At 59.6% G+C, this 22,654-nt stretch carries 20 protein-coding genes and 1 pseudogene; 7 read left to right on the top strand and 14 right to left on the bottom strand.

Annotated features, from left to right (window positions below; translation table 11 throughout):
• Positions 1-40: 40 nt before the first annotated feature.
• Positions 41-382 (bottom strand): hypothetical protein, encoded by a 342-nt coding sequence (locus tag QOL84_RS03705; RefSeq protein ID WP_129394259.1) that lies wholly within the window; start codon positions 380-382, stop codon positions 41-43.
• A 121-nt stretch (positions 383-503) separates the two neighbouring features.
• Between QOL84_RS03705 and QOL84_RS03700 the strand changes: the two are divergent.
• From QOL84_RS03700 to QOL84_RS03685, 4 genes and pseudogenes are all read left to right on the top strand, one after another.
• Positions 504-599, top strand: a pseudogene (locus QOL84_RS03700) (NADPH:quinone oxidoreductase); the annotation flags it as partial.
• Positions 600-754: 155 nt separating this feature from the next.
• Positions 755-3,142, top strand: coding sequence for a DUF3772 domain-containing protein (locus QOL84_RS03695; protein ID WP_283436222.1), 2,388 nt, complete (start codon positions 755-757; stop codon positions 3,140-3,142).
• A 197-nt stretch (positions 3,143-3,339) separates the two neighbouring features.
• Positions 3,340-4,836 (top strand): hypothetical protein, encoded by a 1,497-nt coding sequence (locus QOL84_RS03690; RefSeq protein ID WP_283436221.1) that lies wholly within the window; start codon positions 3,340-3,342, stop codon positions 4,834-4,836.
• 122 nt (positions 4,837-4,958) lie between these two features.
• Positions 4,959-5,420, top strand: coding sequence for a DUF3574 domain-containing protein (locus QOL84_RS03685; protein ID WP_283436220.1), 462 nt, complete (start codon positions 4,959-4,961; stop codon positions 5,418-5,420).
• On the opposite strand, the gene QOL84_RS03680 is transcribed toward QOL84_RS03685, so the two are convergent.
• Positions 5,417-6,781 carry an APC family permease gene (locus QOL84_RS03680; RefSeq protein WP_283436219.1) on the bottom strand — a complete coding sequence of 455 codons (1,365 nt, stop codon included), beginning with the start codon at positions 6,779-6,781 and terminating at the stop codon, positions 5,417-5,419. The two genes, QOL84_RS03685 and QOL84_RS03680, sit on opposite strands and share 4 nt — an antisense overlap.
• Positions 6,771-9,158, bottom strand: a complete 2,388-nt coding sequence (locus tag QOL84_RS03675) for a TonB-dependent receptor plug domain-containing protein (RefSeq protein ID WP_283436218.1) — start codon at positions 9,156-9,158, stop codon at positions 6,771-6,773. Before QOL84_RS03675 ends, QOL84_RS03680 begins: the two co-directional genes overlap by 11 nt.
• Positions 9,159-9,765: 607 nt before the next feature.
• On the opposite strand from QOL84_RS03675, the gene QOL84_RS03670 reads away from it, so the two are divergent.
• A complete protein-coding gene (locus QOL84_RS03670; protein WP_129388636.1) occupies positions 9,766-10,713 on the top strand; it encodes a transposase in 948 nt (315 codons plus the stop codon).
• A 56-nt stretch (positions 10,714-10,769) separates the two neighbouring features.
• Here the strand turns inward: QOL84_RS03670 and QOL84_RS03665 are convergent, their stop codons facing one another.
• The 10 genes from QOL84_RS03665 to QOL84_RS03620 form a co-directional block, all read right to left on the bottom strand.
• Complete coding sequence (locus QOL84_RS03665) at positions 10,770-11,435, bottom strand: sulfite oxidase-like oxidoreductase (protein WP_283436217.1); 666 nt, start codon at positions 11,433-11,435, stop codon at positions 10,770-10,772.
• Between the two features lie 159 nt (positions 11,436-11,594).
• The gene (locus QOL84_RS03660) at positions 11,595-12,650 is read right to left on the bottom strand and encodes a substrate-binding domain-containing protein (RefSeq protein WP_283436216.1); all 1,056 of its coding nucleotides are present in this window, start codon (positions 12,648-12,650) and stop codon (positions 11,595-11,597) included.
• 24 nt (positions 12,651-12,674) lie between these two features.
• Positions 12,675-13,700, bottom strand: a complete 1,026-nt coding sequence (locus QOL84_RS03655) for an ABC transporter permease (protein ID WP_283436215.1) — start codon at positions 13,698-13,700, stop codon at positions 12,675-12,677.
• Complete coding sequence (locus tag QOL84_RS03650) at positions 13,693-15,249, bottom strand: sugar ABC transporter ATP-binding protein (RefSeq protein WP_283436214.1); 1,557 nt, start codon at positions 15,247-15,249, stop codon at positions 13,693-13,695. Before QOL84_RS03650 ends, QOL84_RS03655 begins: the two co-directional genes overlap by 8 nt.
• An 8-nt stretch (positions 15,250-15,257) precedes the next feature.
• The gene (locus QOL84_RS03645) at positions 15,258-15,929 is read right to left on the bottom strand and encodes a methionine ABC transporter permease (protein WP_346772235.1); all 672 of its coding nucleotides are present in this window, start codon (positions 15,927-15,929) and stop codon (positions 15,258-15,260) included.
• A complete protein-coding gene (locus QOL84_RS03640; protein ID WP_283436213.1) occupies positions 15,926-16,726 on the bottom strand; it encodes a methionine ABC transporter ATP-binding protein in 801 nt (266 codons plus the stop codon). The genes QOL84_RS03645 and QOL84_RS03640 overlap by 4 nt, the downstream gene beginning before the upstream one ends.
• Positions 16,723-17,532: a MetQ/NlpA family ABC transporter substrate-binding protein gene (locus tag QOL84_RS03635; protein ID WP_283436212.1), complete on the bottom strand. Its 810-nt coding sequence runs from the start codon at positions 17,530-17,532 to the stop codon at positions 16,723-16,725. Before QOL84_RS03635 ends, QOL84_RS03640 begins: the two co-directional genes overlap by 4 nt.
• 27 nt (positions 17,533-17,559) lie before the next feature.
• Positions 17,560-18,606 (bottom strand): isopenicillin N synthase family dioxygenase, encoded by a 1,047-nt coding sequence (locus tag QOL84_RS03630; RefSeq protein WP_283436211.1) that lies wholly within the window; start codon positions 18,604-18,606, stop codon positions 17,560-17,562.
• 1,005 nt (positions 18,607-19,611) lie between these two features.
• Positions 19,612-19,761 carry a hypothetical protein gene (locus QOL84_RS03625; RefSeq protein ID WP_400770409.1) on the bottom strand — a complete coding sequence of 50 codons (150 nt, stop codon included), beginning with the start codon at positions 19,759-19,761 and terminating at the stop codon, positions 19,612-19,614.
• Between the two features lie 46 nt (positions 19,762-19,807).
• Positions 19,808-20,083, bottom strand: a complete 276-nt coding sequence (locus QOL84_RS03620) for a hypothetical protein (protein ID WP_283436210.1) — start codon at positions 20,081-20,083, stop codon at positions 19,808-19,810.
• Between the two features lie 146 nt (positions 20,084-20,229).
• Between QOL84_RS03620 and QOL84_RS03615 the strand changes: the two genes are divergently transcribed.
• Positions 20,230-21,066 carry an AraC family transcriptional regulator gene (locus QOL84_RS03615; RefSeq protein WP_283436209.1) on the top strand — a complete coding sequence of 279 codons (837 nt, stop codon included), beginning with the start codon at positions 20,230-20,232 and terminating at the stop codon, positions 21,064-21,066.
• A gap of 55 nt (positions 21,067-21,121) precedes the next feature.
• Positions 21,122-21,718, top strand: coding sequence for a LysE family translocator (locus QOL84_RS03610; protein WP_283436208.1), 597 nt, complete (start codon positions 21,122-21,124; stop codon positions 21,716-21,718).
• Between the two features lie 88 nt (positions 21,719-21,806).
• Here the strand turns inward: QOL84_RS03610 and QOL84_RS03605 are convergent, their stop codons facing one another.
• Positions 21,807-22,580, bottom strand: coding sequence for an AraC family transcriptional regulator (locus QOL84_RS03605; protein WP_283436207.1), 774 nt, complete (start codon positions 22,578-22,580; stop codon positions 21,807-21,809).
• Positions 22,581-22,654: the final 74 nt, after the last annotated feature.

Raw genomic sequence — 22,654 nt, 5'->3', positions numbered from 1 at the left:
TCCCGCTAAAACGGGATGAGGCTCAATGGCGATACAGGAATCAGGCGCGCGGCGGTCGCCATACCCCGGACAGGGTTGGCACAGGAACGGAGTCGCTGGAAAAAGACAGTTCTACGGGGCTGAACAAGGTTACTGCTGGCTTGCTGATCGAGACTTGCAACATGCCACCGGTCTTGCATTCCTGACCAGGCTTGCAGGGTTTGCCATGTTCCATCGGGGCTTGCATGTCGTTGCAACAGTCCATGCCCATATCGTCCATCATCGCCATGCCCAGCGTCTTCATCGGGCACGGTTCTGTCGGTGCCTGAACACCCGCCATCCCGCTGAGGGGAAGCGCCAGGCTGAGCACGAAGATGAGGAACAACCGCAGATAGCGTTTCATGGCGTTGGAGTGTAGCCGTCGGAATGGGCACTAACAATCAGCTCGCAGCACCGCAAAGCGCTGACTGCGCGCGATATAAACGTTTGAGCATTAAGCCAGCGTTATTGGCCACCGACTCACTGTCCCGATCCTGCTGGCAAAAGCGATGAGCGCGAAAGTGTTCACGACAGTGCGCGCAGCCAACGTTGAGTTCGCCAGAAGCATGGGTGCCGACGTCTGAAGGTATATTTTGTTCGAAGAGCCGACTGTCCATCATGTTGAAGGGCCGGCTTTTGCTGATCCAGTGAATACCGGCGCTGAAACTTTTCCGCCCCATCCGGCCTGATCACCTAACCTCATAGACTGTGTGTCCATCGAGAGTCGGCCCGTCCCATGCGCAACAGCTTGAAGTCGTTGTTTTCAGTGGTATTCGTCTTGCTCATCAGCAGCAGTCCGGCGCTGTGGGCCGCCGAATTGCCTGCGCCTTCGGTGGCCGCGGTCGCGCCGCTGCCGGTGATTTCACAAAACGACCTGCAAGCCTTGCAGCAGCGCCTCGACGGCCTCAAGCAGCAAATTTCCTCGGCAAACAATTACAACCAGCTCGAAGGCCCGCAGGATCGGGTGCAGGCGTTCATTCTCGATGTCGATAAATTGTCGGCGGCGTTGCTGCCGCAGCAGGCGCAGTTGGCCGTGCAGTTGAGTGTGTTGGGCGCGGCGCCGGCAACTGAGGTCGCGGCCGAGCAGGCGGATATCGTTGCGCAGCGGGCGTCGTTGGCGGAACAGAAGAGCAAGATCGACGCGTCGCTGAAGAGTCTGGCGGCGCTCAAGCAAAGCGCGGCGGATCTGATTACGCAGATCGCCGGTATCCGCCGCTCATTGCTCGAGAGCGAGTTGACCCTGGGCACCCACAGTGTGTTGAGCCCGCATTTCTGGTCGCCGCTGGTCAGTCCGACGCCGGACGATCGTCAGCGTTGGCGTTTTTTCATCGCCCAAATCAGCGAAACCTGGGCCACGGTCTGGGCGCCGGGGCAGCGTTTCTATACCACTTTCCTGGTGTTGTTGGCGCTGGTTATCTGGACGTTCGGACGCCGGCTGGCCGAGCGCGGGCTGACATGGCTATGCATTCATCGCGTGCCGGAGGGGCGTTTGCGTCGTAGTGCGCTGGCGTTTGCTTCGGCGCTGGCAACGATTGTTACAACGGGCCTTGCGCTGCAATTGCTGTTCTATGCCTGCACTCGCCACGAGCCGTTGACGCCGGTGCTGGAGACGTTTTCCGAGGAGTTCGAAAAAGCCGTTTATGCCTGTGTGCTGATCACCGGGCTGAGCCGCGCGTTGTTGTCGACCCAGCATCCGTCGTGGCGGCTGCCAGCGATTGCCGACCCCGTGGCGCTGGCGATGAAGCCGTATCCGCGCATTTTGTCCGGCACGCTGCTGGTGCTGGTGACGCTGGTGCAGGTGAGCAATTCCACCGGCATGAGCAGCCAGATTGTCGTGGCCGGGCGCGGCGTCATCTCGATTGTGGTCATGGTGATTGTCGTGTCGTTGCTGTTGCGCGTGGGCAAAGTGCGCAAGGCACTGGTCGCGGCGAACGATGCCTCGGCGACGGGCAGTACGTTTTCCGGCGTGGTGTACACCATCGCCAGTATTTCGATGTTGGTCTCGGCGATTGCCCTGCTCACCGGCTATATCTCGCTGAGCCGGTTCATCACCTATGAAGTGGTCTGGGCCTACATCGTGCTCTCGGGTTTCTACTTGCTGATCCAGGTGATCAAGGACGGCTGCGAGTACGCGTTTTCAGCCAAACATGCGAGCGGCAAAGCACTCAAGCAATTGCTCGGCATTGGCGATCGACGACTCGAGCAGATCTCGATTCTGTTGTCCGGGTTCAGCCGCGCAGCGCTGTTGCTGCTGGCGGTGATCGCGCTGTTTGTCGGCGGCATCGGCACCACGCTCGGGCAGTTGGCGACCAATATCATGGCGATCCTCGGCGGCGCCGGCTTGCGCAAGTTCAATATCGTCCCGGCGCACCTGCTCAATGCGGTGTTGGCGCTGATGATCGGCATCTGGCTGATCCGCGCCCTGCGCCGCTGGCTCGACAACGAGTTCCTGCCCAAGACCGACATGGACCCGGGCATGTGCGCGTCGCTCAGCACGCTGTTTTCCAATATCGGTTATGCCTTTGTGATCCTCATGACCCTGTCGTCGCTAGGCGTGCAGTGGACCAACCTGGCGTGGATCGTCAGTGCGCTGTCGGTGGGCATCGGTTTCGGTTTGCAGGAGATCGTGAAGAACTTTGTTTCCGGCCTGATTCTGCTGACCGAGCGCCCGGTGAAGGTCGGCGATCTGATCAGCATCAGCGGCGTCGAGGGCGACATCCGCCGGATCAACGTGCGTGCCACGGAAATCCAGCTCAGCGACCGCTCGATCGTGATCGTGCCGAATTCGCAACTGATCTCGCAGAACCTGCGCAACGTCACCCTCGGCGGTAGCGCTCAGGGGGTGGCGTCGCTGGAGTTGATGTTCCCGCTGGACATCGACCCCGAAGAGGTCAAGGACCTGCTGCTCAACACCTATCGCGAGAACGAAACCATCCTCGATAAACCTGCGTCGTTCGTGCGTTTCAGCAAACTGTCGCCGGACGGCATTACCCTGACGGTGACCGGTTATGTCGGCAGCCCGAGAATCGTCGGGGTGACCAAGAGTGACTTGCTGTTCGAGATTCTCAAGCGCCTCGGCGCAGCGGGAATCGCCCTCGCCACTCCCCCACCCAGCAGCCCCTGACACCCCCCGTAGGAGCTGCGGCACGCTGCGATCTTTTGATCTTGATCTTAAAAAAAATAAGATCAAAAGATCGCAGCCTCGTTGCACTCGTCGGCTCCTACAGGTTATGCGCTGTACCAGACAGAGGGTAAAGTCTTTGTCGTCACTGCCGAAATGTTAATGTGCCATCACTTTTAATCCGACAGTGTGCCCTCCGCATGGATGCCTTGATCCGCCGTTTCAGTTGTTTGTCTTTGCTTGCCCTCGCCCTCTACGGATGCCAGAGCCCCCCGTCCCCCAAACAGACGAGTGCCGATTTCGATGCGCTGGGGCGCATGGAGTTTGACGCGGCAATGCTTGGTCAACCCAACCCGAATACCATCGTGCGCGATGGCGATCACGTCAGCTATTACGTGATTGCCACTGAGGGCCGGCGAATACTTCATCTGGCGAACTTCACCGCCGACTGTCATCTGCCAGATGCGCAAATGGCGCATTTGACCAACAAGGGCATGCTTCAGTTTGCGGCTGTTCGAAACAGTCGCGCAGCCGAAGACAAGCAAATGCCTGCCGAACAGAAAAAGCTGTTTCTGCAGAGTCCTCAATTCAAACAGGTGTGTGCTCAGACCCCGGTGGCACAATGGCGGGTCATTTCGGCACCGGAGTTACAGGAATGGCAGCTGATTGATCGTGCCAGCCTGAATCAGAAAGACGGCCAGATATTCTTCTGGTCCGCCCGGGTACCCGCAGGCGAAACACTTCGGCCCCGGGGAAATGACCTGTATGCGCAAGAGCGTAGGCGCTGGGGCGCTGATTGCGCTCAACAACAATTGACCTCGCTGAGTACCTTCTACGTAGATAAGCAAAACCGCGTGATAGCCGGCGCGATCAGCGTTGACGCCATCGCCGAGAAAAACCTGAACGCCGACCACCGTCAACTGCTGGCAACTGCATGTGCCACACCGCAGGTGTTGGCGGCACTGAAACCTTTCTCCGGCCGAGAGCAAACGCCATTCGTATTGCCTGATCCAGTGCTGCCTGCCTCCGTGACGAAATCCATTGAAGCGTTGAAATTGCCGGTCCCGGAACACAACATTCAACGCTTGCGCGTGATCTTCAAAGATCCCAACGAGGCTGATCGGCGCAAACAGCTTCAGGAGGCGGGCATGTCGTACCTGCTCTCGAACAACCCCGAACGACTGGCGCTGGGACGCTTGGGCAGGGACAGCCGCTACCTCGGATACGAGCCGGGCAAGCAGCTCACAGAACGCTACAACGGTAAAAATTATCAATCGGTAAACATCACTTTCCGAGGGCTGATCGACCTCGCCGATATTGATTACAGGAATGACAGTGACGGCATCACCGTGCGTAAAAACGCGATCACCGACCTGCGATTCACCGGTGACTGGACGAACATGCCAGTCGGTGCGCTACTGAGCTACACCGAACAAAGGTCCAGCACCCGCCACCAGAAAGCCGCTGAACTTGAGGACACACGGTTTGACTGCGCCGTGGAAGCACAAGAGCCTGCCAGTGCGTTCTTTCCATCGTTGACGGGCACCGCCAAAGTCATCACTTGTACAGGCAGACACTACCGCTACGGTGAAAGCACTGCGATGTATGCCTATTTGCAGGCGTACGGGATGTTCGTGCCGATCGACCTCACCCAGAATCGCAGCTACGGCGAGTTCAAGATCGAAGCGGTCGAATGAGTGCCGCAGGCGTTTCGGGTTATTCCCGAAACGCCTGCCAGCCTGCTTTTTAGGTCTTTATTGATGGTCGAGCGGCAACCTTATACTTCAGCGGTTCACCCACCGCTCAATAAGGATGCTCCATGCCTCAACGTCTTTTACTGGCGGCACTGTTTGTCGCAGTCGCCGGTTGTACCAGCCCTCCTCCGGTTTCCGTTCACACCCATGATCCCGCCAGTTCAACGCTGCAAGGTGACGCCGCGCGTCCGGCGCAGGCGCAATGGCTGCGTACCGAATTGTACTTTTCGGTGGGTGCGATCGATGGCAAGGAAGGTGCGGTCAGCCCGGCGCGCTGGCGCGAATTTCTCGACAAGGAAGTCACGCCGCGTTTCCCGGATGGCTTCAGTGTGCTCGACGCGTATGGACAATGGCGTGATAAAGGCGCGAAAGAGCCCGAACGCTTGAGCACCAAGGTCATCGTGATCCTGCATGAGAATAGCGCGCAGCGTTCCAGCGACATCGAAGCGATTCGCCTGGCGTACAAACGCATCACCGGCGACTTGTCGGTGCTGCGTTTGTCGCAACCGGCCGAGGTGTCGTTCTAGTCCGAAGTCTGTCGAAGAGCTTGCCGAGGCGTCGACGCCACGCGGCTCAACCCCGCCAGAATCAGCGCCCCCACCAGCAACACGGCAATCCCCAGAAACGCGCCATAGCCGACCACTGTCACGCTGGAATACAGCATGTACAGGCACAACCCGAAAAACAGCAGCGGCAACAGCGGATACAACGGCACCCGCACCGGCCTCGGCACCTCGGGAAAGCGCCGCCGCAGAATGATCAACGCGACGCTGCTCAAGCTCAGAAACAGCCAGTACACCGGGGTCAGATACTCGACCATGGTGTTGAAACCGCTCTGGGTGAAACTGCCGAACAACACCAACAACAACGCCACCGCGCCTTCCGCGAGCAAGGCTTTGCGCGGCACCCCGTGACGATCGTCCCAGTCGCCGAAACTGCGCAATTGCGGCACATCGCGGGCGGCTGCGTAGGTCGTCCGGGCGCCGACCAGCAACGTCGAGTTGATAGTGGCGATCGCGGCGATACCGACCATCAATAGAATCAGCATGACCCCGGGCGCGCCGAATGCACGGTTCAGCAGCTCAACTGCCGGCGCGTTGCTCGCCGCCAGTCCGGCGAATCCCAGTCCGGCGACGAACGCCCAATTGAGCGCCAGATAGATGCTCATCAGCACCGCCAGCGCTCCGATCATGGCGATGAAGATGCCCCGTCGACCGTCGCGCACTTCTGCCGATAATGTTGCCGCGTCGCTCCAGCCACCAAAGGCCAGAAACACGAAAATCATCGCCGCCGAAAATCCGGCCATACCGCTGTGCTCCGGCGTAACCGATACGTCCGCTACCGGTGGTTCGATGCCCTGCCACTGCAGCCAGACACCGGCGCTGGCAATGCTCAGAAAACCCAACGCGAGCAAGCCCACCAACAATGTCTGGGTGATGAAACCGATGTGTTTACCCGTGAGATTGAGCAGCACCAGGGCGGCAATGATCGCCCCGGCAAACAACCCCGAGCCGTACTGCCCCAACGGCACCACCGCGTTGAAGTAATCGGCAAACATGAACGCCGACAACGCGATCCATCCGGTGTGCATCACCGAAAACCGCGACCAGGCGAACAGGAATCCCATGCGTTCGCCGTAAGCCATGCGCAGAAAATGATAATCGCCACCCGGATGCGGAAATGCCGTGGCCATCTCGGCAAAACACAGCGCGCCGATCATCGACGCCACACCGCCGAGCACCCACACCAGGTAGAAATGTTCTGGCCCGACGTTAAGTGCCACGGTCGGCGCGGTTTTCAGGATGTCGGTGGTGATCACCATGCCCAGCGTGATCAATAGCGCCTGAAACACCGGCAGATGCCGTCCCGGCCCGGCGTCAGAAGCCATAAGTGGCGCGGGCGTAGTAATAGGCTCCATTGGTGCCGATTGGTGAGAGCACGTCATACGGCAGGTTGCCGCCGTAGTTGATCGCCGAACCGGAGCGCTCCGGGTAGTTGTCGGTAAGGTTGTTGCCACCCACGGCAATATTGAATTTCGGGGTGAATTTGTAGCTCACCTCAGCATCCAGTTGCCACACCGCGCCATAGGTTTGCTCAGGTTGCGAGTCGCCGAAATCGAACACGCGGGTGGTCTCGCCCTGACGCGTCAAACGCCCGAGCAAGCCCCAATGTTCGCTGGCCCAGTTGGCGGAAAAGATCAAGCGATCCTTCGGTGCAGCGTCGGTCAGGGTGTTGGTTTCCTCGACACCGACCAGCGCATCATTGCCGATGCCCAGCGCGGTCAGTTGCGACGGCGTGCCTTTGGTGCTGGTGACTTTGGTGTGGTTGTAGGTGTACGCGGTGGTCAGGCCCAATTGCCCGTCATAGAACGGCTGATGGTAGTTGAGCACCAGTTCGGCGCCGTGGGTGCTGGTGTCGGCGGCGTTGGTGAAGAAGTTGACGTCGTGCACACCAGCGACACCGAAGTTGTCGTTGATGTAGCTTTCCAGGGCATCGCTGCCGATACGTTGCGACAGGGTGATGCGGTCTTTGACGTCGATGCGGAACACGTCCAGCGACGCGTCGAAGCGTTCGTTCAACTGGAAAGTCAGGCCGAGGCTGAAGTTCTTCGAAGTTTCCGGATCGAGTTTCTCCGCACCCAAGGCACGGGCGATCGGGTCGTTGACCGAGAGCACGCGAATATCGGTCAGCGTGCCGCCATCGCCGAAGTTGCTGGTGGTGTTCTGGAAGCCGCTTTGCGCCAGCGAGGGTGCACGGAAGTTGTTCGACACCGCACCGCGCAACGCCCACTGATCGGTCAGTTTGTAGCGGCCGCTGAGTTTGCCGGTGAGCTTGCTGCCGGCATCGTCGTAATGCTCCCAGCGCGTGGCGCCGTCGACGAAGAAACGGTCGGTGAGGTCGCCGGACAATTCGGCGTAAGTGCCAAACACATTGCGGTCCAGATCCGACTCTTCGCTCGGCCGCAAGCCATTGGCGCCGTCAGCGCCGGAGCCGATGTAGGAGGCCTCGTCGCCGGCGTAGGTCAGGTAATTCTCGTAGCGGTATTCACCGCCGACGGCCAGCACAAACGAGCGCTCACCGAGGCGCAGTTCACGGCTGAAATCGAGGTTGCTGGTGGTCTGGCGCAGTTCGTAGTCGCCGGTATCGAACCGGGTCGGCGAGTCTTCACCGAGGCTGACGTTGAGGGTGCGTCGGGTCGAACCCTCGAAGCGGTTGCGGCCGTGGGTGACGCTGCTATCGAAGTCCCAGTCATCGCCGATCATGCCTTTGAAACCGGCCGTGGCGGAGACATCCTTGTTGTCACCGAGCGATTGCGGCAAGTAGCCGTTGGGGTAGAACTGCGGCTGCTCGTACGGATAGCGATAGAACTCGGCGCCGGTGGTATGGCGCTGGTTGTAAGTACCGAAGCTGTAAGCCTTGCCGCCCGCCAACGGCAATTCACTGTTGAACCATAAGTTGACGTCGCGGGCGAGACCGTCGCCCATCACGTAGTTGCGCTGGCCGGGGGTGTCGGCAAAACCGTCGAAACCGGCGCGGTTGGTCGGGTTGCGATCCTTGTATTCGGTGCCGCCACGAATGAAGCCGCCCTCCTCGCCAAGCCGCGTGCCGATCTTCGCGGTGGTCACGCTGTTCTGGCCGTCGGTGGTGGTCTTGCCAATCGCGTCCTGATGGGTGTGATAGGCGCCATAACTGGTCGAGACCTCGCCGCCCTCGGGCGCGTCGTCGAGGATGATGTTGATCACCCCGGCAATCGCGTCGGAGCCGTATTGCGCGCCGGCGCCGTCCCGCAGCACTTCGATGCGTTTGATGGCGCTGATCGGGATCGAGTTGAAATCCACTGGCGCGGTGCCGCGACCGATTTTCGACGAATCGTTGACCACTGCCGAGGTGTGGCGACGCTTGCCGTTGACCAGCACCAGCACCTGATCCGGGCTCATGCCGCGCAATTGCGCAGCACGCACATGGTCGGCACCGCCGGAGTTGGATTGACGCGGCAGGCTGAAGGACGGCAACAGCGTCTGCAACGCGGCGCCCAGTTCGCCATCAGCGGCGCCGGCGGTTTTCAGGTCCTCGGCGGTGAGTACATCGACTGGCACCGGCGAGTCGAGCACCGTGCGCGAAGTGCCGCGCGTGCCGGTCACCAACACCGTGCCGAGGCGCGATTCGTCTTCTGCACTGGCGGCTGCTTCTTCGGCGTTGACGGGAAGTTGCCAGATGGCAGTTACAACAGCAGCGGCCAGTAATGAACGGGAACGGTAATGCATGTAACAGCTCCTTGAATCGCAGTTAATACCCGGCCGTCACCGACAATAAGAAGTCGGCAATCAATGCGCGGCAATGTCTGCTGTAGTTTTGATTTTTAAAGGCAGTTGAAACGAAGAATATTGGTAACGCGCAGATCCCCAGAGTAAGTCATTGCCCCTTGGAGCCTGATGCTAGACGAGCGGATGCTTAGCGCAAAAGAACCAATAACGCTTAGGTTAGATCGCTCTTAAGGAGTGTTCTTAGTCCAACAAAAGTGTTGCTGAGGCAACACTAAAGCTCATTAAAAACAAACTAATCCAACTATAAAACTGCCTTCTGCAAGAGCTGGGTTGCCAGCGATAGCGGAGTGTCAATCAACGAATCTGGTGACTGGCTGAACCGCATCGCTGGCAAGCCAGCTTGTATGCTGGGACTTGAAGGGAGGAGGAGGGACAAAGCCAGATTCTGACTGTTGACGCAGTACAGATCCGTGGGAGATTTCGCCCCTCCTCCTTTCACCCAAGCGCCGATAAAGAATGCATCTGGCCAGGACCGACGATAGGAACAAGCCTGCGCCCCTGGGTGAGCCCCTTCAAGTGTTCAAAACCATATCTCGGGGGATGTTCAATGGCAATGCCGGTTTCTGTCGTAAAGCCTATTGTGGGCGTGGATGTTGCCAAGAATGAACTGGTCATCTATCAGGCCGAGCTGGATCTGCTCGAGACTATTTCCAATGACAAGACAGCCATCAAAAAATGGCTGAAAGCCTTGCCTGCACCTGTTGATTTGGCTATCGAATCGACCAACATCTATCACCTGGCGTTCGCCGATCTGGCCCATGAAGCCGGGTGCACGATTTACATGGTCGATGGCTACGCGTTGAGTCATTACCGAATAGGGGTGAAAGTTCGCGCCAAAACCGATGCGCTGGACGCCAAGCTGCTCGCTCGTTATCTAAAAAACGAATACGAAGAGCTTCATCCTTGGATCCCGCCATCGCCTTTATATCGCCGCCTTCTGAGCCTTTTCCGCCGTCGTGCAGCGCTGGTTCAGGCACGGGTTGGTCTGGTGCAAAGCTGGGCGAATGAACCGCTGCTCAAAAGCGCGTTTGCTGAGCAAGTGGCCTCAATGCAGAGGCTCGAAACATTGGTCGAGAAGATGATCAACGATCAATTAAAAGAGGCTGGGCTGCTCGCAGATCTGAAGCGCTGCACAAAAGTTGAAGGTATTGGTTTTTTGACCGGAGCCCGTTTGATCGCAACATTTCAGCGGGGCGACTTCAAAAACGCGGATGCATTTATTGCGTTTTTGGGGATGGATTTGCGCGTGTCGCAGTCAGGACAAAAGGACGGTCGCCGGAGCCTGACCAAACGCGGAGACCCAGAGGCCCGGCGACTGCTCCATAACGCAGCCATGTCGGCCAGCCGTACACCGGCTTGGAAAAGCTTCTACGAGGAGCAAAGAAACCGTGGGTTCAGTACGACACAGGCGCTGGTGATATTGGCTCGCAAGCTTGCGCGAGTGGTATTCGCGCTGCTGAAGGGGCAAAGCGAATACCAGCCGAAGGGAGGTTGAGGGCTTCCCCTCAACCATAGAATCTCCCACAGTTGATCGCATTACGAGGCGGGCGCTTAGTCGAACTCTTTGTCCCGCCAGGCATCTTCGGCAATGTCCAGTTCATCACCGCTGAAACGCTGTTCGGCAAACGGATCGGCGTGCAGGTGAAAGCCGTTCTGCTCCCAGAAACCCGGTTGTTCATGCTCGACAAATTCAAGACCGCGCAACCATTTTGCGCTCTTCCAGAAATACCGGCCGGCGACCACCAGACGCAACGGCCAGCCGTGTTGCGCGGTCAGCGGTTGGCCGTGGTAATGGGTGGCCAACAGGCTGTCCGGGTGCAACAGATCGTCGAGTCGCAGATTGGTCTGGTAATCGTGGTCAGCGTGGGCCATGACGAAGGCTGACTTGGGCTGGATTTTCAGTACTTGCAACAGATCCTGCAGATGCACCCCACTCCATTGGGTGTCGAACTTCGACCAGCGCGTGACGCAATGAATGTCGCATTGCAACTGCCGTTGCGGCATTGCCAGCAGGTCGGCATAACGCAACTTGATCGACTGTTCGAGCGTGCCAAACAGGCGTAGCGACCAATCAGCAAGATCGTATTGCGGCACTGCGCCTTCGTGCAGAATCGGAAAGCGCTCCGTCAGCACTTGCCCCGGCGGCAGTCGTGCGCCGAACAGCGGATCGGCACTCGGCAAACGGCTTTTGCGCAGGCGCGCAGCCTTGTTGTGCATGTGTTCTCCAGATTTCGCCAATGCAAATCAGCCGTAAATTCTATGACTCAACCCGCCCTTGTGGGAGCTGGCTTGCCAGCGATGAGGCCTGTCGAGTCTATATCTCTATCGGCTGAAACACCGCTATCGCTGGCAAGCCAGCTCCCACAGGGTGCTGTTTTAGTTAGCCACGGGAATCCATGGCGCCCGCGCGACGTTGGCGGTGTCGCCGAAGGCCGGGAGTTTCTGCGCGAGGTCGCGGACATTTTTCACGTCCAGGTCCAGCAGTTGCTGGCGAGTGATCAACGTCGGCGGCACCAGCACCTGATGGCCAGGGTTTTCCCCGGCAATCAACATCGCCAGACTGCGCACACTGATCGCCCCGGCCACTTGCGGATTGACCGCTGCCGTCGCGGCCCAGGCGCTGTCCGGCTCTTTCATGATCTGGATGTCGGCCGTGGAAATATCGGCGCTGTAAATTTTCACCTTGCGCGCCAGCCCGGCTTCGTCCACGGCAATCTTCGCGCCTTTGGCAAACTCGTCGAACGGCGCAAAAATCACGCTGATCCCCGGATTCGCCCGCAGCACCGCACTGGCCTGATCCGCCACCGAGTTGGCAATCGGCGGATTCAGTGTGCCGAACCGTGCCTTCTCGATGATTCCCGGGTTGGCCTGCTTGACCTGACTCCAGATCTCGTCACGGCGCTCCATCGGCGTGAAACCGCTGATGTACACATAACCGGCATCGAAACGCGTGCCGTTGTCCTTCACCGCTTGATCCAGTGCCAGACGCGCCAAGGCATGGTGATCCTGCTCGACTTGCGTCACTTGCGGCGTGTTCAGATCGACATCGAAGGCGACGACCTTGATGCCTTTGGCGATGGCCCGGTCAATCGGCCCTTTGAGGGTTTCCGCCAGACCCAATTGCACGATGATCCCGTCGACACCGAGATCGGCCGCCTGATCGATCATCTCGCCCTGACTCGCCGCCTGCTGCCGCGCATCGAACACGCGCAAGTTCGCACCCAACGCTTCAGTCTGTTTTTCCACGCCGCGCAGATACGCCTCGGGAAAGTCCCCGGAAAACAGATAACCCACCAGCGCAATCTGCACCTGACCTTTATCGAACGGCGCCGGTGCGCCAGGCAATGCCTTGGCTTGCGCGCCCAGCGCCAACGTCGAAAGCACCGCCGCCGCGAGGCAATGGCGGGCAAACTGTTTGATTGAACCGTGCATACAACTTCCTTGAATGGAGGCGGCTCAGCGCGCTCGATGCGCGAGGCCGAAGGTGAACATCAGGGCCAGCACCAGCACCAGTCCCTTGACGAAATCCTGTGCGTAATACGGCGCGTTGAGCATGGTCAGGCCATTGAGCAACGACGCCACCAGCAGCGCGCCGACGAGGGTGCCAAACGCGTTGGGTTTCTTGGCGCCGAGCACGGCAAAACCGATCAGCGCCGCGCCCAGTGCATCCAGCACCAGGCCGTTACCGGAACTGACATCGCCACGGCCCAGGCGCGCCGCGAGCAACAGCCCACCGAGTGACGCCAGCACTGCCGAGAGCACGTACGCCAGCAACTTGAAGCGCTGTACCGGCGCACCGGCCAGCCGCGCCGCCTGCTCGTTGCCGCCAATCGCATAGAACAACCGGCCAATGCGCGTACGTTCGAGAAACAGCCACACCGCAACAGCCACCACAGCGGTGATCAGCACCGGAATCGGCACCACGTCCCACAGCCGCCCGCGACCCAGAGCGAGGAACGCGGCGCTGAACGTCCCTTCGGTTTCTTCACCGTTGGGCAAAGTCATGCCCACCGCAATCGAGCGCCCGCCCGTGGGAATCAACTGCACACCGATCACCAGAAACATGCTGCCGAGCGTCGCGAGAATGTCCGGCACCCGCAGTTTGACGATCAGCCAGCCGTTGAGCAGCCCGACCAGCGCGCCGCCCGCCAGGCTGATCAGCACCGCCGGCACGGCGCCCCAGCCGAGTACGACCATCACGTAACTGGCGATCATCAGACTCATCGCCGCCACCGCGCCAATCGACAGGTCGAGGCCGCCGACCGCCATGGTCAGCGTCACACCCAGCGCCAGCAGCGCCACGATCGACACCGATTGCAGGATGCTGAACAGATTGCCGACGCGCAGGAAGGCAGGCTCGGCAAAACTGAAAAACACCACGATCAGCGCCAGCAACCACAGCAGGCCATAGCGGATCAGCGCTTGCAGCAGACGTTCGGCAGGTGCCGCGCGGGTCGATAACAGTGAACTCGAATCAGGCACTCGCTCTGCTCCTTGGCGTGGCTTGAGGGGGTTTTTCAAAGACATCGCTGCCGGCCAGGGCGCTGACCAGCTCGGCGCGATTGAGGCCCGCGCGCGGGTATTCGGCGACCACCGCGTGATCACGCACCAGCAGGATTCGATCGGCAATCTCGAGGGCTTCATCGACATCGGCGCAAATCACCAATGTCGCGCGGCCGTGGGCGTTGTCGCGCAGCAGTTGGCCGATCTCGCGACGCGCACGCACGTCGACGCCCTGGAACGGCTCATCGAGGATCAATACCCGCCCCTCGCCGAGCAACCACCGGCCGAGCACGACTTTTTGTTGATTGCCGCCAGACAGCGCGGTCATCGGCACATCGATGCCGGCGGTCTTGATGCCGAGCGACGCCACTTGCGCCTCGACTGCTGCGGCTTCAGCGCGATTGCGGATGAAGCCACCACGGGTAAAACGCTCAAGAAACGGCAAGGTCAGCGTGCGACGCAGGGAGAAGTCAGGCACCAGCGACTGGCTGGCACGGTCTTCGGCGGCAAAGAACACACCGCGCTGAATCGCCTCGCGTGGCGACCTGGCGAACCCTTCAACGCCATCCACTTGCAGCCTGCCCGACGCCGCTTGACGCAGACCGAACAAGACTTCGGCGATCTCGGTTTTACCGGCGCCCAACAACCCGGTCAGCACCACGACTTCGTTTTCATGCAGCATCAGATCGAAGCTTTTCGTGCGCGGCAGGACTTTCAGTCCGTGCAACTGCACCACTTGCTGCCCCGCCACGCGCGGCGTGTAGGTATGCGCTTGCAGCGCCTGGCCGAGCATGGCGGTGACCGCCTCGGGCAACTGCCGCGCGGTGAACTCACCGGCCAGCCGTCCATCACGCAGGACGATGGCGCGATCCGCCACACGTTGCAGGTCGGACAGGCGATGAGAAATGTAAACAATCGCCACGCCACGACCGCGCAAGGTGTCGATCAGGGCGAACAAGCGCTGCGCTTCGGCATCGGACAACGCCGCCGTCGGCTCATCGAGAATCAGCAGTCGCGGCTGCAAAGCAAAGGCTCGGGCCAGGACGACCAATTGCCGTTCGGCCTGACCGAGGTGTTCGATCGGCTGCTCCAGCGGCAAGGTCAGACCGAGGCCGGCCGCAATGCTCGCGGCGCGTGCCAGCAGGCGTTTGCGGTTGAGCCAGAAATCCGCGCCAGGCTTGCACAACTCATCGAGCAGGAGGTTCTCCGCCACACTCAAACCCGGTGCGATGCCTTCGTTGATCTGCTGATGCACGGCGACGATGCCGACCCTGCGCGCTGACAACGGCGAGCTGAAATGCCGAGGCTGACCGTCGACGCTGATCTCGCCAGCATCGGCGGTCTGGCTGCCCGCGAGAATTTTCACCAGAGTCGACTTGCCCGCGCCGTTGGCCCCGAGCAACGCCACCACTTCGGCGGGATAAATATCCAGGCTGACGCCGTCCAGCGCCCGATTCGAAGCAAACGACTTGCTCAGCTCACGCACACGAATCAGCGGCTCGCAGGCCACAGCGACAGGCGCACTCATAAATTTCCTTAGCGGCGATGAGCCAGCGAACGCACCAATCGATCGCCCAGGCTCTGCACGCCTTGAACGAGGATGATCAACACCACGACGGTGGCAACCATGACTTCATTGTTGAAGCGCTGATAGCCGTAACGGATTGCCAGATCACCGAGCCCACCGCCACCGATCACCCCGGCCATCGAGGAGAATCCGATCAGCATCACCAGCGTCAACGTGATCCCGGCAAGCAACGCCGGCAGTGCTTCGGGCAACAGCACTTTGAAGATCACATGGCCGATGTCGCCGCCCATGGCGAGGATCGCTTCGATGCGCCCCTTGTCGACTTCGTCCAGGGCGTTTTCAACGATGCGGGCGAAAAACGGAAACGCACCGATGGTGATCGGCACCACGGCGGCGGTACTGCCCAAGGTTGTACCGACCACCAAGCGGGTCAGCGGGATCAGCGCAATCAACATCACCACGAACGGCAATGAGCGGCCGAGATTGACCAAGGCACTCAGCGCCGCATTCAGACGTGGCATCGGGTAAAGCCCGCTGCGCCGACTGATAAACAGCAAGACGCCCAGCGGCAAACCGATCAGCAGCGTGAACAGCCCGGCGAGCAACACCATGTACAGGGTTTCACCGGTGGCGTTGAGCACCAGTTGGAGGATTTCATGCCAGTCGATCGAGCGGTTCATGATTGCGCCGCCCGTACGCCGTACTGTTTGAGGAAACTCAGCCCCGGCGCCGCATGCCCCAGCGGTAACCCGCAGGTCGGGCGCAGCGAACTGCCCAGGCTCGATTGTGGGTCAGCCATCAGACGCGGTACCGGACCGGCTTCGACCAGCCGGCCGTTGGCCATGAACGCGGCGTGATCGCAGATCGATTTGACCACGTCGAGTTCATGGGTGATCAGCACAATGGTCAGGCCGAGTTGCCGATTGATATCGCGCAACAGCTCGAGAATCGACGCCGTGGTTTCCGGGTCGAGGGCGCTGGTCGCTTCGTCCGACAGCAAATACGCCGGCTCCGCAGCCAACGCCCGGGCAATCCCCACGCGCTGTTTCTGGCCGCCGGACAATTGCGAAGGGAAAGCCTGTGCCTTGTCGCTCAAGCCGACCAGTTCCAGCAGCTCGCGCACCCGCACATGGCGCCAAGGTTTGCCGACACTGGCGATTTCCAGCGGCACGGCGATGTTGTCGAAGACATTGCGCGAATGCAGCAGGTTGAAGCCCTGGAAGATCATGCCGATGCGTTGGCGTTGCGTGCGCAAGTCGCTGGCGGAGAGCGTCATCAGGTCAACGCCATCCAGCAGAATCCGCCCGCTGTCCGGGCGTTCGAGCAGATTGAGGCAACGCAGCAGCGTCGATTTACCCGCCCCGCTGCGCCCGAGAATCCCGTAGACGGCGCCATCGGGAATACTCAGCGAGACTTGATCGAGCGCCGGTTGCGACGCCGATGGATAGGTCTTGCTCAACTGCTCGACGCTGATCATGGCTTGCCGCCCGCCACCGGAATCACCGAACCGGCGAAGTTATCGGTGATGTACTTCGCCACTTGCGGCGAGGTCAGATCCTTGGCCAGTTGCGCGATGCGTGGGTCGTTTTCCAGCTTCGGCGTGGTCACCAGAATATTCGCGTAAGGATTGTGCTCGGCCTTCTCCAGCCCCAGCGCATCCTTGGCCGGTACCAGTCCGGCATCAAGCGCGTAGTTGCCGTTGATCACCGCCAGATCGACGTCGTCCAGCGAGCGTGGAATCTGCGGCGATTCGATTTCGAGGATCTTCAGCTGTTTCGGGTTTTCGGCGATGTCCTTGGGCGTTGCCTGATCGGCGGCCGGATCGTTGAAGCCGGGTTTGAGCTTGATCAGGCCGTTGTCCTGCAGCAGATACAGCGCGCGGCTCAGGTTGGTGACGTTGTTGGGCACGGCGACCGTGCCTTTTGCCGGTACCTCGGCGAAGCTTTTGTAGCGGCGTGAGTAAATCCCCAGCGGCTCGATATGCACCGTGGCCGCCACTGCCAGTTTCTCACCGAGGGCCTGTTCCTGGGACTTCAGGTACGGCAGATGCTGGAAGTAATTGGCGTCGACATCACCGTGCACCAGCAGCTCGTTGGAGTTCACGCCGTTGGGGATTTCGATGATCTTCAGGTTGAGTTGCGGATCGATTTTCTGGATGTACGCGAGTATCTGCGCGTGGGGCACCGGGTCGGCAGCCACGCGCAACGGTTCCAGCGCCTGCGCACCGAACGATGTCACCAGTGCGCCGAGGACGGCCAGGGTCAAACCTGCTTGTTTCAACATGTCGAGAGTCCTTGAGCGAGTGATCAATCAGGCGGTTTTACGCACCGGCACAGGTGGCAGCAGCGCGTCGGCATAGAAGCGTTGCGCGACATCCGGATGCGAGCGCAAACGCCCCTTGAGGTAGTTCCAGCCGACATCGCGAAACAATGGATTGAGCGGATCACTCGCTGGCCCGCGCGCCTCGCGCAACAACGCCGTCGGCAGCGGATACAGCGGCACTGTGGCGTCGAGTTGTGCGCCGAGGAAGAAGGCGATGGACAGGCGCTCACTGCCTTCGGGCGGTGAAACCACCCGATGCACCGTGGCGCGCAAGTAGCCGTTGCTGGCGAGTTCAAGCAATTCGCCAATATTCACCACCAAAGTGTTTTCCCGAGGCAGCGCATCGATCCAGCGCCCCTCTTCGACCTCGACTTGCAGACCGGCCTGCTGGTCTTGCAGCAGAAAGCTGAGGAACCCGGAGTCCTTGTGTGCGCCAACGCCTTGATGGCTTGCCCCGGCGGACTGGCCGGGATAACGCATCAGCTTGATGTGTTCGTTGGGTTTGTCGCCGTACAACTGATCAAACGCATCGGCCCGTAACGACAGTGCCTGAGCGAAGGCGCGCAGCAGATGCAAGGACATGCGCGTCATCGCCTGTTGCCAGTCGAGCAGCAAGGGTTTGAGTTCCGGCAATGCCGCCGGCCATTGATTGGGGCCTTGCAACCGCGCCCAGAACGGGCTGTCCGCGTCTAATGGCAAGGCTTCACGTTCGGCGCCCAGATCAAACTGTTCGCGTTGATCGGGTTGGCCACGGGTGATTTCCGAAGCGGCGCGGTTGTAGCCGCGAAAGTGTGGCGAGTTGATCATGCCGACGGCGTTTTTCTCGCTGTCGGGCAAGGCAAAAAATTGCCGGGCGTGATCCTGCACTTGCTTGAGTAATGTGCTGTCGATGCCATGTCCGGTCAGATAGAAAAAACCGACATCGCGAGCGGCGTGGCGCAGGTTTTCAAGAAATTCGTAGCGCTGTTGCGCGGTGCCGTCGAACAACGAAAGGTCGAGCGTCGGCAACGTGGTGATATCGAGGGCATGCGGCATGATTCACTCCCGTGTGAATCAAACCTGAAGAACCTGTGATCGATTCAGCGTGTGCCGTCATGGCAATCGGGGGTCTATCGGTTTGATGCGTTGATTCGTCGTTGCGACAAAACTAAACGATCTTAAAAAAACCAATCCAATATCTTTTTCGCATTAGCTTAAGCCGATCCCTGTAGGAGCTGCCGCAGGCTGCGATCTTTTGATCCTGTCTTTTTAAAAACAACATCAAAAGATCGCAGCCTGCGGCAGCTCCTACAGGGAGGGTCAGGCGCGGGGGCGTTGGCTGCGCTGTTCGGCGCTGGCAAAGACTGCGAAAAAGACAATTCCTACTTTTGACAGTTTTACACAACAAAAAAACCCGTTTCAGCATAAGACTGAAACGGGTTTTCCCCACTGGGACGTTCGTTACTTCAGATCGTCAAAGTGGTCTCGCAGGAATTCGTAAAAGCTCAATGCTTTAAACGATCTCCATACGAGGCTCAGCGTACGCAGCAAATGCTTCATACGTTTTGGCCTCCAGGCTAGGGGGCCAAACCTCCAGCAGACTTACCGGATCATGCCTGCTTTCGGCTGCACGTCGGAGCAGCTAGTGAGGCGGCCGGTTGGATCCCCTCCGACCCATCATTCCGGCACGGGTGCAAAACCGTGTCAGAGGGCATGAAATCGTTAAGTGCCAGCCAAACCTCACCGATACACAAACATGAGAGCGGCGTCATCATACCTCTCAAATCCCAGGTTCTAGGCAGAGTAATTCCCAGCCATTGTAAAATGTTATTTCCGTCAGCTTTTCTTTCGATTAACTCACAACAAATAAACCAGTTGAAAACAAATTCTTCATTGCAAGAACGCACAAAGGCTCATACCATAAGTGCACGTCGGAGCAGCTAGTGAAGCTCCAAACCCCGGCCGCAAACCGAGGTTTACAAAAAGAACCGCCCCGCAAAGGCGGTTTTTTTTCGCCTGCAATTCCGCGCTTTCTGTTCACGCAGCAGGGTTAAGGAAAGATCACAACGTCCGCGCCCAGGCCTGGGTCATGGCGCCAAGCAGTTGTTTTTGCTGTGGCTCGGGCAAGCGTTCGAGCATGGCGACAATCTGTTCGCGGGAAGCTTTTTCCAGCGGGGCGAGAATCTCGCGGCCCAGATCAGTCAGGTGCAACTGGGCCGCGCGGGCGTCGGTGGGCGAAGGGACTTTGTGGATCAGGCTATTTGCACTTGGCCAACACCACTTGACAGGTATTCGGCGTGCCTCCGGAGCGTCCGGCGTAGCGGATGCAGTTGTTCATCGATTTCTGTCGCGCCATGTTCAGGCTGGAGCCCCATGCCAGACCACCCTCGCCCACAGTCGGCAACGCTTTGGCATAACAGCTGTCGCCGACGCCTGAGGGTGGATAATGCTTACGGTTCGAGCAGCCTGCGGTCAGCGTCAGGCTAAGGGTGATCAGGGTATACAGGACCCAGAGCGAGCGTCGGTCGATCATTGTGTTGCACCTGTCGCTAAAGGGTCGTGTGCCGTTGAGTCTAGCCGTTTGCCCTGGCCTTTCTGCACAAATCTTCTAAACGTCCACCTGCATTGCGCGGTATTTTATGAGGCCGCATTTTTCAAAGCCGAGCCCTGGAGCCTTCCGTGGATAAACGCAACTGGATCGATCTGTCCCAGGATGTCGATACCGGGATTGAATCGATTCGCGCTCACTTTGAAGGGCATGCCTACGACCCGCATTGGCATGACAGCTTTCTCGTCGGAGTGACTGAGCAAGGCGTTCAGCAGTTCAATTGCCGCCGCGTGCGCCATCGCAGTACGCCAGGCCAGGCAATCTTGCTGGAACCGGGAGAGATTCACGATGGCCATGCGCCAACCGAGGACGGCTTTACCTATTCGATGCTGTACCTCGACCCGCATTGGCTGGAGCGCGAAATGCACGCACTGTTCGAAGACGCGCCGTCCGACAGCCAGCCCGGTTTTGCCGACACCTTGAGCCAGGACTCGCGTCTGGCCACCGCCATTCATCAGGCCTTCCACGCACTGCATGACGGCGACTTGCGCATCGTTCGCCAAACCGCCATCGATGGCCTGCTGGGCTCGCTCACTGGCCATCTCGCCTGGCGCAGGCGTCAGGATTTCGATCCGCGTCTGCCGATGGTGGCCCAAGTGGCGCGGGATTATCTGCATGCGCATACCTATGAAGACATTGGTCTCGATGACCTCGCGCGCGTTTGCGGGGTGGATCGTTTTCGTCTGAGCCGTGCCTTCAAGGCAGCTTTCGGTCTCGCGCCGCACGCTTACCTGATCCAGCTTCGTTTGGCCAAGGCACGGCAGTTGCTGGCACGCGGTGAAACACCGGCGCAGGTTGCCAGCGTGCTCGGTTTTGCCGATCAAAGTCACTTGGGCCGCTGGTTTCGCCGCGCTTACCAACTGACACCGGCGGACTACCGCAAGCGCTGCTCAAACCTTCCAGACTGACGCCCGCCAACTGACGATCATGGCTTCCTGTTTTGACTCTCAGGGAATCCGAATCATGGCGTCATTGTTGCCCTTCCTGCTGTTTGCTTTCGTTGCTTCGATCACGCCGGGGCCGACCAACATCCTCGTGTTGAGCCACAGCTCGCGCCAAGGTTTGCTCGCCACGCTACCGATTATTTTTGGTGCGTGCGCGGCAGCTGCATTGATCGTTCTGGTGGTGGGTCTCGGCGCCGGCGAAACATTGCTGCGCTTTCCACGTGTGCAGCAAGCCATGGCCTGGGGCGGTGTGCTCTGGTTGAGTTGGCTGGCATGGCAGATCTTTCGCAGTGCACCGCCATCGCTGAACCCGGCGGATACGCAAGAAAAAGGCATCAGCGTTGTCGGTGCGGCCATGCTGCAACTGGTCAACCCCAAGGTGTGGATGATGGCCGTGGCGGTGGTCAGCGTATTTCTCGGCGGCGGCGACAAGACGCTGCAGTTGTTGGTGTTGTCACTGGCGTTCCTGTTGGTGTCTTTGCCGTGCATGACGCTCTGGGCGCTGCTTGGCGTGGGCAGCAGACGATTGATCGGAACACCGCAAGCGTTCAAGCGCATGAACGCAGTCCTGGCGCTGTTACTGCTGCTGTCGGCATGGCTCACCATCCTCGCCTGAATATCCCCTGTAGGAGCTGCCGCAGGCTGCGATCTTTTGATGTTGTTTTTAAAAAGACAGATCAAAAGATCGCAGCCTGCGGCAGCTCCTACAGGGGTGAGGTGGCTTGGCGATATTGGCGGGGGGTGAAGCCGGTCGAGGCCTTGAACTGGCGAGTGAAGGCACTGTGATCGGTGTAGCCGCACTGCAATGCAACGTCGGTGATCGGCAGGTCGGTGTGCAGCAGGCGATGGGCGTGCTCCAGGCGCACTTTCTGGATCATCTGCCGTGGCGTCAGGTGAAACACGCGCTTGCAGTAGCGCTCCAGTTGCGCGACTGAAATACCGGCGATTTTAGTCAGCTCGCCGAGGGTCACGCGCCGATTGAAATGCGCGCGAATGTGCTCGTCGACAGCAGCCAGTCGCTGGAACGCCGGGTGGGTTTCACTGGCCGATTGCAGATCGACCGAAATGCCTGCGAGGCCGATGATCTCGCCATCGCGGTTGTACAGCGGCTGTTTATGAGTCAGGCACCAGCCGGGCTCACGGCTGCCATACAGGTGCAGTTCAAGCTGATCCTCCAGCACAAACCCTTCCTCCAGCACCTTGCGATCCTGCTCGGTGTAACCAGGCCCCAGTTGCGCCGGGAACACCTGCGCGCTGGTTTTGCCGAGCAACGGGCGCAAGTCCTTCAGGCCGCAACGCTGCACCAGCGTGCGGTTGGCCAACACATAACGTGCCTGCATGTCCTTGATGAAAATCGCCGCATTGGGGATCACGTCGAGCATCGGCAACAGCAGCGCTGCGCCGGCCAACAGCTCTGCAAGCGTCTGAGGACGATGACCGTCATGACCCTGGGCCAGGATCGAAAACGCGCTTTGCATCGAAAGTCTCCCCTGCTGATCAATCGGCCAAGTGTCCGCGCTGCGGCCGTCGCGTGCAGATTGCAGCATCGTCA

The organism is Pseudomonas helmanticensis, from assembly GCF_900182985.1.
In the GTDB taxonomy this organism is placed as follows: domain Bacteria; phylum Pseudomonadota; class Gammaproteobacteria; order Pseudomonadales; family Pseudomonadaceae; genus Aquipseudomonas; species Aquipseudomonas helmanticensis.
The sequence above is the reverse complement of the archived record's forward strand: the minus strand, read 5'-3'. Positions and strand labels throughout refer to the sequence as shown.